The sequence below is a fragment of the Streptomyces sp. NBC_01296 genome (assembly GCF_035984415.1).
In the GTDB taxonomy this organism is placed as follows: Bacteria; Actinomycetota; Actinomycetes; order Streptomycetales; family Streptomycetaceae; genus Streptomyces.
The window spans coordinates 2,407,691-2,419,908 of the sequence record NZ_CP130720.1 but is presented as its reverse complement, the minus strand read 5'-3'; the positions used below and the strand labels follow the sequence as shown (position 1 = coordinate 2,419,908).

General features: G+C 72.5%; 10 protein-coding genes. 6 read left to right on the top strand and 4 right to left on the bottom strand.

Annotated elements, in window-relative coordinates; genetic code table 11:
- Window positions 1-5 precede the first annotated feature (5 nt).
- A complete protein-coding gene (locus OG299_RS11035) occupies window positions 6-461 on the bottom strand; it encodes an Lrp/AsnC family transcriptional regulator (RefSeq protein WP_266634069.1) in 456 nt (151 codons plus the stop codon).
- A gap of 130 nt (window positions 462-591) precedes the next feature.
- Between OG299_RS11035 and OG299_RS11030 the strand changes: the two genes are divergently transcribed.
- A complete protein-coding gene (locus OG299_RS11030) occupies window positions 592-1,593 on the top strand; it encodes an asparaginase (protein ID WP_327361389.1) in 1,002 nt (333 codons plus the stop codon).
- 122 nt (window positions 1,594-1,715) lie between these two features.
- Here OG299_RS11030 and meaB read toward each other — a convergent pair whose 3' ends face one another.
- The 3 genes from meaB to OG299_RS11015 are packed head-to-tail and all read right to left on the bottom strand — an operon-like array spanning window position 1,716 to window position 6,802.
- Complete coding sequence (gene meaB, locus OG299_RS11025; RefSeq protein ID WP_266634071.1) at window positions 1,716-2,717, bottom strand: methylmalonyl Co-A mutase-associated GTPase MeaB; 1,002 nt, start codon at window positions 2,715-2,717, stop codon at window positions 1,716-1,718.
- A gap of 9 nt (window positions 2,718-2,726) precedes the next feature.
- Entirely contained in the window at window positions 2,727-4,928 is a 2,202-nt protein-coding gene (gene scpA / locus OG299_RS11020) for a methylmalonyl-CoA mutase (protein WP_266634072.1), read from the bottom strand.
- Window positions 4,925-6,802, bottom strand: a complete 1,878-nt coding sequence (locus OG299_RS11015; RefSeq protein ID WP_327361388.1) for a methylmalonyl-CoA mutase family protein — start codon at window positions 6,800-6,802, stop codon at window positions 4,925-4,927. Before OG299_RS11015 ends, scpA begins: the two co-directional genes overlap by 4 nt.
- A 915-nt stretch (window positions 6,803-7,717) precedes the next feature.
- Here OG299_RS11015 and OG299_RS11010 point away from each other — a divergent pair.
- From OG299_RS11010 to OG299_RS10990, 5 genes are all read left to right on the top strand, one after another.
- Window positions 7,718-8,653 (top strand): TauD/TfdA dioxygenase family protein, encoded by a 936-nt coding sequence (locus OG299_RS11010; RefSeq protein WP_266634075.1) that lies wholly within the window; start codon window positions 7,718-7,720, stop codon window positions 8,651-8,653.
- A gap of 85 nt (window positions 8,654-8,738) precedes the next feature.
- Window positions 8,739-9,302, top strand: a complete 564-nt coding sequence (gene ssuE, locus OG299_RS11005; protein WP_266634077.1) for an NADPH-dependent FMN reductase — start codon at window positions 8,739-8,741, stop codon at window positions 9,300-9,302.
- A gap of 37 nt (window positions 9,303-9,339) precedes the next feature.
- Window positions 9,340-10,371: an ABC transporter substrate-binding protein gene (locus tag OG299_RS11000; protein WP_266634079.1), complete on the top strand. Its 1,032-nt coding sequence runs from the start codon at window positions 9,340-9,342 to the stop codon at window positions 10,369-10,371.
- Window positions 10,372-10,376: 5 nt separating this feature from the next.
- Window positions 10,377-11,222, top strand: coding sequence for an ABC transporter ATP-binding protein (locus tag OG299_RS10995; RefSeq protein WP_266634081.1), 846 nt, complete (start codon window positions 10,377-10,379; stop codon window positions 11,220-11,222).
- Complete coding sequence (locus OG299_RS10990; RefSeq protein WP_327361387.1) at window positions 11,219-12,202, top strand: ABC transporter permease; 984 nt, start codon at window positions 11,219-11,221, stop codon at window positions 12,200-12,202. Before OG299_RS10995 ends, OG299_RS10990 begins: the two co-directional genes overlap by 4 nt.
- Window positions 12,203-12,218: the final 16 nt, after the last annotated feature.

The window sequence follows — 12,218 nt, the reverse complement described above, 5'->3', positions numbered from 1 at the left end:
CGACGTCAGCGCTCGACGGGCAGGCCGGTCGGTTCCTTGATGCGCTTCATGATGATCTGCGAGTTGACCTCGGTGACCCCGGAGAGGGCCGTCAGCTGCTCGATCCACAGGCGCTCGTACGCCCGCAGGTCCGCGACGGCGATCCGCAGCAGGCAGCCGGGGCTGCCGAAGAGGCGGTAGGCCTCGATGACGTCGGGGATGTCCTGGAGGGCGGTCTCGAAGGCCTCCACCGCGGCGCGGTCGCGGCGCACCTCCACCGAGACGAGCACCTCGAAGCCGCGCCCCACGGCCTCGGGGGAGATCACGGCGCGGTAGCCCTGGATCACCCCGTCCTGTTCCAGCTGGCGCACGCGGCGCATGCAGGGGGAGGGGGTCAGGCCCACGCGCGCGGCGAGTTCCTGGTTGCTGAGGCGGCCGTCTGCCTGGAGCTCGCGCAAGATATCCCGGTCAATCGAGTCCATTGCGCAATTATCACCCATGGAATGCCGGGAGGCCGGGCTGAAGAAGCAATCGCATTGCGCGTAGATGTCCGTATCATTGCTGCTTTCAGCACATGTGTACGAGTGATCCGAGGGAAGGGCGGCCGCGGTCATGGGACGGATCGTCGTCATCAGCACCGGTGGGACGATAGCCAGCCGCTGGCAGGGCTCCGGCTTCGCGGCGGACGCCGACGGCAGCGAGGTCATGGCCACCGCGCCGCTGCCCGAGGACATCACCGTCGAGGTGGTGGACCTGTTCAGCGTGAACAGCCCCCGGCTGACCACCGCCCACCAGCTCACCCTGCTGCGCACCGTGCACGAGGTGCTCGCCGACCCGGACGTGGACGGCATCGTCGTCACGCACGGCACCGACACCCTCGAGGAGTCGGCCTTCCTCGTCGACCTCCACCACCACGACGCCCGCTCCGTGGTGTTCACCGGCTCGCAGCGCCCCATGGGCACCGCCGACGGCGACGGACCGGGCAACCTGTACGACGCGCTGCTCACCGCCGCCACCACGCGCGGGCTCGGCGTGCTGATCGCCTTCGGCGGGCGGGTCCACGCGGCCCGCGGCACGGTGAAGACCCAGTCGGTGGCGCTGGACGCGTTCGCCGACCCCTCTGCCGAGCTCCTCGGGAAGATCGGCTTCGGCAAGGTCACCATGCTGCGCACCCCGCAGCGCCCGGAGCCGCTGCCGCTGCCCGCGATGCCGGAGCTGCCGCCGCGGGTGGACATGGTGATGCACCATGCGGACGGCGACCCGGTGCTCCTGAACGCGGCGGTCGCGGCGGGTGCGCGGGGCATCGTCCTGATCGGCACGGGCGCGGGCAACGCCACGCCGGAGATCGTGGACGCGGTGAAGGGAGCCGTGGCGCGGGGCGTGCTGGTGGCGCTGACCACGCGCGTGGCCGCCGGGCCGGTGACGGAGATCTACACCCACGGCGGTGCGGTGGACCTGGTGGCGGCGGGGGCCGTTCCGACGGGCACGCTGCGCGCCCCGCAGGCCCGCATCGCGGTGCTTTCGGCGCTGCTGGCGTCCGGGGACGCGGCGGACCAGGTCCGTATTCTGCAGCGCAGTGTTTCTTCGGCGGGGCCGGCGCTGGTTACTGCCTGAGCCGGTTGGCGCTCCGCTGCGCGGTGCCGTCTCCCCGCCCCGCCCTTTCACCGTTTCCCCGGGCGCGGCCCCGGACCCCCGTTGGGTCTGCGGCCCCGTCGCGGGGGCGCAGACCCCGCGCCTCAAACGCCGGCGGGGCCGGAGTTGCCGAACGCCGACAGGATGCGGTCCGCCGCCGAGGTGGGGGTGACCGTGCCCGCGCGGACGGCGGCCTCCAGGCCCGGGGCCAGCTCCCGTACGGACGGGTTCCCGCGCAGCCGCTCCAGGAGCTCGTCCCGGACCATCGACCAGGTCCACTCCACCTGCTGCGCCGCCCGCTTGGCCGCCAGTCGGCCCCCCGCGTCCAGCAGCCGCCGGTGCTGCTCCAGCCGGTTCCACACCTCGTCCAGACCCGCGGACTCCCGCGCGCTGCACGTCAACACCGGCGGCGTCCACGCCGCGTCGGCGGGGTGCATCAGGCGCAGCGCGCCCGACAGCTCCCTCGCCGCCGCCTTCGCGTCGCGCTCGTGCGGGCCGTCCGCCTTGTTCACCGCGAGGACGTCCGCCAGCTCCAGGACGCCCTTCTTGATGCCCTGGAGCTGATCCCCCGTACGGGCCAGGGACAGGAGGAGGAACGAGTCGACCATGCCCGCGACCGTGGTCTCCGACTGGCCCACGCCGACCGTCTCGACGAGGACGACGTCGTAGCCCGCCGCCTCCATCACGATCATCGACTCCCGCGTGGCCTTGGCGACCCCGCCCAGCGTCCCCGCCGAGGGCGACGGGCGCACGAAGGCCGAGGAGTCGACCGCCAGGCGCTCCATCCGGGTCTTGTCACCCAGGATCGAGCCGCCCGTACGGGTGGAGGACGGGTCCACGGCCAGGACCGCGACCCGGTGGCCCAGCCCCGTCAGCATCGTGCCGAACGCATCGATGAACGTGGACTTGCCGACGCCCGGCACCCCGCTGATACCGATCCGGCGGGCCCGCCCCGAGTGGGGCAGCAGCTCCGTCAACAGCCCCTGCGCGAGCGCCCGGTGAGCGGGCAGGGTGGACTCGACGAGCGTGATCGCGCGCGCGATGAACGCGCGCTTCCCGTCGAGCACCCCCTTCGCGTAGGCCTCGATGTCGATCTTCGGAGGCATCCGCCGCGCCTACAGCTCGTGGCCCAGATCCGCGGCCAGCCGCGTCACCAGGTCGTGGGCCGCGTCCGGGATCACCGTGCCGGGCGGGAACACCGCCGCAGCGCCCATCTCCAGCAGCGTCGGCACGTCGGCCGGCGGGATCACCCCGCCCACCACGATCATGATGTCCTCGCGTCCCTCCTCCGCCAACTGCTCGCGCAGCGCCGGTACGAGGGTCAGGTGGCCGGCCGCCAGCGACGACACGCCCACCACGTGGACGTCCGCCTCGACGGCCTGGCGGGCCACCTCCGCCGGGGTCTGGAACAGCGGGCCGACGTCCACGTCGAAGCCCAGGTCGGCGAAGGCGGTCGCGATCACCTTCTGGCCGCGGTCGTGCCCGTCCTGGCCCATCTTGGCGACCAGGACACGCGGACGGCGGCCCTCCGCCTCCTCGAACCGGTCGACCAGCGCACGGGTGCGCTCCACGTTCGGGGACTCGCCTGCCTCGGTGCGGTACACACCCGAGATCGTACGGATCTGGCTCGCGTGCCGCCCGTACACCTTCTCGAGTGCGTCCGAGATCTCGCCCACGGTCGCCTTCGCCCGCGCCGCGTTCACCGCCAGCGCGAGGAGGTTGCCCTCCATGCCCTGCCCGGCGCCCCGCCCGGCCGCGTTCGTCAGCGCCCGCAGCGCGTCCTGCGTGACCGCCTCGTCGCGCTCCTCGCGCAGCCGCCGCAGCTTCTCGATCTGCTGCGTGCGCACCGAGGAGTTGTCGACCTTGAGCACGTCGATCTGCTCGTCGTTCTCCACCCGGTACTTGTTCACGCCGATCACCGGCTGGCGCCCCGAGTCGATCCGCGCCTGCGTACGGGCCGCGGCCTCCTCCACGCGCAGCTTCGGGATGCCTGCGTCGATCGCCTGCGCCATGCCGCCGGCCGCCTCGACCTCCTGGATGTGCTGCCAGGCCCGGCGCGCCAGGTCGTACGTCAGCTTCTCGACGTACGCGCTGCCGCCCCACGGGTCGATCGACCGGCAGGTCCCCGACTCCTGCTGGAGCAGCAGCTGGGTGTTGCGGGCGATGCGCGCCGAGAAGTCCGTCGGCAGTGCGAGCGCCTCGTCGAGGGCGTTGGTGTGCAGCGACTGGGTGTGCCCCTGGGTCGCCGCCATCGCCTCGATGCACGTACGCGTCACGTTGTTGAAGACGTCCTGCGCGGTCAGCGACCAGCCGGAGGTCTGCGAATGGGTGCGCAGCGACAGCGACTTGGCGTTCTGCGGGTCGAACTGCTTGACGAGCCGCGCCCACAGCAGCCGGGCGGCGCGCAGCTTCGCCACCTCCATGAAGAAGTTCATGCCGATCGCCCAGAAGAACGACAGGCGCGGCGCGAAGGCGTCCACGTTCAGCCCGACGGCCTGCCCGGCGCGCAGGTACTCCACGCCGTCCGCGAGCGTGTACGCGAGCTCCAGGTCGGCCGTGGCACCGGCCTCCTGGATGTGGTACCCGGAGATCGAGATGGAGTTGTACCGCGGCATCTTCTGCGAGGTGAACGAGAAGATGTCGGAGATGATCCGCATCGAGGGCTTGGGCGGGTAGATGTAGGTGTTGCGGACCATGAACTCTTTGAGGATGTCGTTCTGGATGGTCCCGGCGAGCTTCTCGGGGGAGACGCCCTGCTCCTCCGCCGCCACGATGTAGAGGGCGAGGACCGGCAGCACCGCGCCGTTCATCGTCATCGACACCGTCATCTTGTCCAGCGGGATGCCGTCGAACAGCTGCCGCATGTCGTAGATCGAGTCGATCGCCACGCCCGCCATGCCGACGTCGCCCGTGACGCGCGGGTGGTCGCTGTCGTAGCCGCGGTGCGTGGGCAGGTCGAAGGCGATCGACAGGCCCTTCTGGCCGGCCGCGAGGTTGCGCCGGTAGAAGGCGTTCGACTCCTCGGCCGTGGAGAAGCCCGCGTACTGGCGGATCGTCCAGGGCTGGTTGACGTACATGGTCGGGTACGGGCCGCGCAGGTACGGGGCCACGCCCGGGTAGGTCCGCAGGAAGTCCAGGCCCTCGAGGTCCCGCCCGGTGTACAGCGGCTTCACGCCGATGCCCTCGGGGGTCTCCCACAGCAGGTCGCCGGGGGCGGTCCCGGTGGACTCCTTCACCGCCGCACGCCACTGGTCCTCGGAGCCGGCGGCCGGGCCCGCGCCGTTCAGCGCGAGTTCGGAGAAATCGGGGATGCTCACAGCGCGATTCCCATCCGGTCGAGTACGGAGGACAGCACGGCGACCGCATCGCAGCCGGCGAAGACGTACTCGTCCACGGCGCCGGCCGACGTGCCGGGCTTGCCCGCGAGGAACACGGTCGTCGCACCGGCCGCGCGCAGGGCCTCGGCCACCGCCTCGGCCTGCTCCTGGTACAGCGCGTCGCTGGAGCACAGCACGGCCATGCCGTCCGCGCCGCTCCCGGCGTAGGCCTCGGCGGCCGTCGCCGCGTCCACCGACACCGGGTCGTGCACCGCCTCGATGCCGCCCGCCTGGAACAGGTTCGCGGCGAAGGTGGCGCGCGCGGTGTGCGCGGCCGCCGGGCCCAGCGCGGCGAGGAAGATCCGCGGGCGGTTCCCGGTCGCGGCCAGGTGCGCGTCGCTGCGGGCGCGCAGCGCCTCGTACGCCTCGTCGCGCCGTACGCGGGGCAGCCCGCCGGTCGGGCCCGCCGGGGCGGGCTCGCGGTCGAGGGGCTTCTCCGAGAGCAGCGGGAACTCGCTGACTCCCGTGATGGGTTCGCGGCGCTTGGCGAGCTTCTTGGAGCGCTCGGCCCAGGTCGCGGCGAGCCGGTCGGCGACCAGCCCGGAGCGCAGGGTGGCGGCCAGGCCGCCGGCCTTCTCGATCTCCTGGAAGAACTCCCAGGCGGCGTGCGCGAGTTCGTCGGTGAGCTGCTCGACGTAGTACGAGCCGCCGGCCGGGTCGATGACGCGGGCCAGGTGCGACTCCTCCAGCAGGATGGTGGAGGTGTTGCGGGAGATGCGGCGCGCGAAGGCGTCCGGCAGGCCCAGCTCGTGGTCGAAGGGGAGCACGGTGACCGAGTCCGCCCCGCCCACGCCCGCCGCCATGCAGGCGACGGTGGTGCGCAGCATGTTCACCCACGGGTCGCGGCGGGTCATCATCACCGGCGAGGTGACGGCGTGCTGGCGCTGGGCGCCGGCCTCGGGGGCCCCACAGGCCTCCGCGATCCGGGCCCACAGGCGCCGGGCGGCGCGGAACTTCGCGATGGTGAGGAACTGGTCGGCGGTCGCGGCGTAGCGGAACTCGAGCTGGCCGAGGGCGGCTTGGACGCCGAGGGCGCTGCTGCCGCTGCCGGCTCCGGTGAGGGCGCGGAGGTAGGCGACGCCGGTGGCCAGGGACAGCCCCAGCTCCTCGGCTGCGCTGCCGCCGGCCTCGTGGTACGGCAGGGCGTCGACGGCGAGGGCGCGGACGCCGGGCCAGTGCGCGGCGGCTTCCCGGGCGAGCCCGACGGCGCCGGCCAGCTCCAGGACCTCGCCCGTACGGGCCTCGTGGCCCAGCGGGTCGGCGCCGAGGCTCGCGCGGGCCGCCTCGGGGGCCACCCCGCGCTCGGCGTACAGGCGCAGCAAGGCGCGGGAGGCGTCGGCGTATTGCGCTCCGGCGTCCAGGGAGACGGGCGCCAGGTCGAGGTAGACGCCGTCGAGGGCGCGGGGGAGCGCGTCGACCGGGAGTCCGCCGGGTCCGCCCAGGGACAGCCAGATGGAGGTGACCCCGTTCTCGAGGTCGGTGAGCACGGCCTCGTTCACCCGTGCGGGATCACTGCCGAGGTACCGCTGCCGCACGTCCCAGCCGCCGGCGGCACCGCCGGCGGGGCTGCCGCCCCGGACGAACGGAGCGAACCCGGGGAAACCGGTCTCGTCGGCCGTTTCGGGCGCGGTGTACAGGGGGCGGGTGGTGAGCCCGTCCTCGAGCTTTGTGGACAACGCGTCTTCTGCAGCATCGCCGGATACATCCTTGCCGGACTTGCGTAGAACGCCCTCTACCAGGCGCTGCCACTGCTCATGCGTCGCGTCAGGGAACTCGGCGGCCAAGGAGAGCCCGTCATCAGGCAGGACCGTCATGGCTCGAATGCTAGGGGGGTCACCTTGGGAACCACTATAACGACAGGGTGTGATCTCGCCCTCTCATGTGAGACGGGTCGGGTCACGAAAGAGCGCCCTCAGTGGGCGGGCACCTGCCGGGGGGCGGGGCCGGGCCGTCTCTCGGCCCCGAGGGCGTCCGAACCGGCGGCAACGACGGCGGTGTCTGCGAACGCGTGGCGGTCGCGTTGCAGGGGCGTGAAATCCGGCCACGGTTTTCGGCCGTTGCGGAGTGCTGGGCGGTGTATTCCCGGGAAGGCTTAGGGCCAGGTCAGAGCCGGTGGCCCGCGGTGGGTGGGGGCTTCGGGCGAGGGCCGTTGCGGCATGCCGGGCGGGGCTTGACCCCTGCCCGGGCCGCTGACAGTCTCCGAGCCATGTCCGCGTTCGAGCTTCCCGCCCCGCGGCTCCACACCCCCGGCTCCTGTACCGCGCCGGGTTCGTGTCCGGGCCGCTGTCCGGCCCCGCGCCGCGCTTAAGCGCCGCCCCGGGTCCTGACCGATGACCGTTCGGCTTCCGCCGAACCGGCCGTCGGCCACCCGGCCCGGAACGGCCCGGCTCCGCGCCGGCCTCTCCTCTCTCCTCTCTCCCGTCTTGCCGACCGCCTTCCGGCCCTGTTCCGCGAGCGTTCGGTCCGTACGGCCCCGGCCCACCGGCCATCGGCCAGCGGCTCGGTCCGGCCACCCGGCCCGAAGCCGACCCGGCCTCCCGCTCACCAGCCTCCGGCCGACCCGGCCCCGGCCTCCGGCGGTCGCCTCGCCGTCACCCGGCGCAGGGCGGCCTCGCTCGCGACACCTCTGTCTCTGTCCATGGCCCCGGCCTCGGGCCAAGCGGCTCCGGTCGACAGGTCTGCCCGTGCGTCCGTTCCTCCACTACGGATTCCAACCCAAGGGAGTTCCCATGAGCACTGCCACCCGTACCCAGCTCACCGTCACCCGGATCGGCGGGCGGATCGGTGCCGAGATCGGGGGCGTGCGGCTCGGTGGGGGGCTCGGTGGCGATGCCGTCGCCGAGATCCGCGCCGCGCTCCTCGCCCACAAGGTCGTCTTCTTCCGCGACCAGGACCACCTGGACGAGGCCGGCCACGAAGCCTTCGCCCGCCTCCTCGGCACGCCCGTCGCGCACCCCACCGTGCCCTCCGCCGACGGCCGTTACGCCCTCGGCATCGACTCCCACCACGGCGCCCGCGCCAACCAGTGGCACACCGACGTCACCTTCGTCCCCGCCTACCCCGCCTTCTCCATCCTGCGCGCCGTCACGATCCCCCCGTACGGCGGCGACACCCTCTGGGCCAACACCGCCACCGCCTACGCCAACCTCCCCGAGCCGCTGCGCAGCCTCGCCGACAGCCTGCGCGCCGTGCACTCCAACGCGTACGACTACGCCGCCCTCAGGCCCGGCGCCCTCCCCGAGGCGCTGGCCCAGTACCGCGAGGTGTTCACCTCCACCGAGTTCCTCACCGAGCACCCCGTCGTCCGCGTCCACCCCGAGACCGGCGAACGCGCCCTGCTCCTCGGCAACTTCGTCCAGCGGATCAAGGGCCTCACCGGCCGCGACTCCCGCGCCCTGCTCGACCTCTTCCAGGCGCACATCGAGAGCCCCGAGAACACCGTCCGCCGGCAGTGGCGGGCCGGCGACGTCGCGATCTGGGACAACCGGGCCACCCAGCACTACGGCGTCGACGACTCCGACGAACACGAGCGGACCCTGCGTCGCGTGACGGTGGACGGAGACGTCCCGGTCGGCCCGGACGGGGTCCCGTCCCGCCTGATCAGCCCGGAGACCGTGCCCGACCCCTCCTTCGGCATCCCCTCCGGCGCATCCGCCGACGCCTGACCCGCCTGCCGCCTGACCCGCCTGCCGCCTGCCGCGCCCAGTCCGCCCCGCCCCGCCCGCCCGTACGACGCCCCAAGGAGGCCCCGTGCCCACCCTGCTCGCCCTCTCCGGCAGCCCTTCCCCGCACTCCCGTACCGCCGTCGTCGCCGACCACGTCCTGCGTCGGCTCTCCCACGCCGGGTACGACACCGCCCACCTCGCCGTACGGGAGCTCCCCGCCGCCGACCTGCTCTCCGCCCGCCGCGGCGAGCCGGAGATCCGCCGGGCCCTCGAAGCCGTCGCCGAGGCCGACGGGATCATCGTCGCGACCCCGGTCTACAAGGCCTCGTACACCGGCCTGCTCAAGGCCTTCCTCGATCTGCTCCCGCAGGACGGGCTGGCCGGCAAAACGGTTCTGCCCATCGCCACCGGCGGCAGCCTCGCCCATGTCCTGACCCTCGACTACGCCCTGCGCCCGGTACTCGCCGCCCTCGGCGCCCGGCACGTCACCGCCGGCCGGTTCGTCCTGGACTCCTCCGTGGAGCGCGGGGCCGGCCCCGACCGGCTGCGGCCCGAGGCGGAGCTGGACCTCTTCCAGGCCGTCGACGAGTTCGCCGACGCGCTGAACGCCCGGGCCTCCGCCGCCTCCTTCGCGACGACCGCCCCGTAGCAGCCCCGAAACCCCCCGATTCCCGACAAGGAACCCCATGCCCGCAGCCCTCGCTTCCGCCCGCACCTCCCGTCGCCAGTTCCTCACCCTGCTCGGCATCTCGGCGGCCGCGGTGAGCTGCGGCACGGCCACCGCCTCCGGCGGATCCGGCAAGCAGGTCACGTCCCTCAAGTACCAGGGCGCCGTCGGCACCGTCCTGCTCCCCGAACTGGCCGCGGACCTCGGCTACCTGGGCGGCCTGACCCTCGACTGGGTCGGCAACACCATCAGCGGCCCCCAGGACATCCAGTCCGCCGCCACCGGCCAGACCCACTTCGGCGGTGCCTTCAACGGCGCCATCGTCAAACTCGCCTCGAGCAAGGCCCAGATCCAGTCCGTCATCTCCTACTACGGCTCCGACAAGGACACCTACCTCGGCTACTACGTCCTGGAGGACAGCCCGATCCGCTCGCCCCGCGACCTGATCGGCAAGAAGGTCGGCATGAACACCCTGGGCGCCCACGCCCAGGCCCTGCTGGACATCTACCTGGAGCGCAGCGGCCTCTCCAAGGCCGAGGCCGCGAAGGTCGAGTCCCTCGTGGTCCCGCCCGTCAACACCGAACAGGCGCTGCGCCAGAAGCAGATCGAAGTCGGGGTGCTCAGCGGCGTCCTGCGGGACAAGGCCCTCGCCACCGGCGGCATCCGCCCGCTGTTCAAGGACTTCGAGCTGCTGGGCGCCTTCAGCGCCGGGTCGTACGTGATGACCCGGCGGTTCATCAAGGAGAACCCCGACACCGTACGGACCTTCACGACCGGTGTCGCCAAGGCCATCGAGTGGTCCCGGACCACCCCGCGCGAGGAGGTCATCGCCCGGATGACCGAGATCGTCAAGAAGCGCGGCCGCAACGAGGACACCTCCACCCTCCAGTACTGGCGCTCGTTCGGGGTGGCCGAGACCGGCGGCCGGATCGCCGACAAGGAGTTCCAGCTGTGGATCGACTGGCTCGGTGAGCGCGGCGAGATCAAGAAGGGCCAACTGAAGCCCGCCGACCTGTACACGAACGAGTTCAACGACCAGGGGAAGGGCTGAGGACCATGGCGAAGATCGTGTTCGAGTCCGTGACGAAGACCTTCCCGAGGAAGCAGGCCAAGGGCAGGAGGGCGGGTGCCCTCGGCGACGGCGGCAGCTTCACCGCCCTCGACGGCGTGGACCTGGAGATCGGGGCCGGGGAGTTCGTGGTGGTCGTCGGCCCCAGCGGCTGCGGCAAGTCCACCCTCCTCGACCTGCTGGGAGGCCTGACCCGGCCCACCTCCGGCAGGATCCTGCTCGACGGCGAGCCCGTCACCGGACCCGGCCTGGACCGGGGCATCGTCTTCCAGCAGTACGCCCTGCTGCCCTGGCGCACCGCGCTCGGCAACATCGAGTTCGGGCTGGAGGCGACCGGCGTCCCCCGCCGTGAACGCACGGAGCGGGCCCGGGAGTTCCTGGACCTCGTCGGCCTCACCGGCTTCGAGGACCGCCACCCGCACGAGCTGTCCGGGGGCATGCGCCAGCGCGTGGCCATCGCCCGGTCCCTCGCCTACGACCCGGACGTCCTGCTGATGGACGAGCCGTTCGCCGCGCTCGACGCGCAGACCCGTGAATCCCTCCAGGACGAGCTGCGCCGCATCTGGCAGCGCACCGGCAAGACCGTCGTGTTCATCACGCACGGGATCGAGGAGGCCGTGTACCTCGGGCAGCGGGTGGCCGTGATGACCTCCCGCCCCGGCCGGATCAAGGAGGCGGTGCCCGTCTCCTTCGGTGACCGGGCCACCGGCGCCGGCGGGGAGGAGCTGCGCTCCAGTCCGGAATTCGCCCGCTACCGCCACGAGATCTGGACCCTGCTCCACGACGAGGTGGCCCGCGCCCAGCAACTGGAGAAGGAGGAGGCCACCGTATGAGCACCGGAACCGATACGAAGAGCACCGCGGCCGGGGCGGAGGCCGGTCGGGAGGACCCCGTGCGCACCCATGCGCCCGCGCCGGTACGGGAACCCGCGCCGGTACGGGAACCCGGGCCGGTACGGGAACCCGCGCAGGTCCCGCCCGCCTCGCCGGCCCCTGCCCCGGCCGCCCCGCGGGCCTCCGCCCCGGCCGCCCGGCCGGCCCTGCGCGCCGTCGCCCGGTGGCTGCGCGCGGCGGCCCTGCGCTCGGCGGCGATCGTCGCCCTGCTCGTGGTCTGGGAGGCGGCGCCACGGCTCGGACTGGTGGACTCCACCTTCCTCCCGCCGGTCAGCGAGGTCGCCGCGGCCTGGTGGGAACTGGCGGGCAACGGCCAGCTCGCCGAGCACACGCAGGCCAGCCTGGTCCGCTCCTTCGGCGGCTTCGGCATCGCCGCCGTCGTCGCCGTACCGCTCGGTCTGCTCATCGGCTGGTACCGCCCCGTCGCGGCGCTGCTCGGCCCGCTGTTGGAGGTGTTCCGCAATACGGCGGCCCTCGCGCTGCTGCCGGTGTTCGTGCTGCTGCTGGGCATCGGCGAGACCTCGAAGGTCTCCATCGTCGTCTACGCCTGCGTCTGGCCGATCCTGCTGAACACCATCAGCGCCGTCGGCAACGCCGACCCGACGCTGGTCAGACTGGCCCGGTCCATGGACCTGTCCACACCGAGGCTGTTCCAGAAGGTGATCCTGCCTGCGTCCGTACCGGCCGTCTTCACCGGCATCCGGCTGGCCGGCGCCGTGTCGATCCTGGTCCTCGTGGCCGCCGAGATGATCGGGGCCAAGGCGGGGCTCGGCTATCTGATCAACGCCTCGCAGTACAACTTCGCGATACCGCAGATGTATGCGGGCATCGTCACCATCTCCGCCATCGGCGTGGCCTTCAACCAGCTGCTGGTCGTGATCGAACGCCGCCTCAGCCTCTGGCGCGTACCGACGGCTTGACGCCCGTACGGGCCCG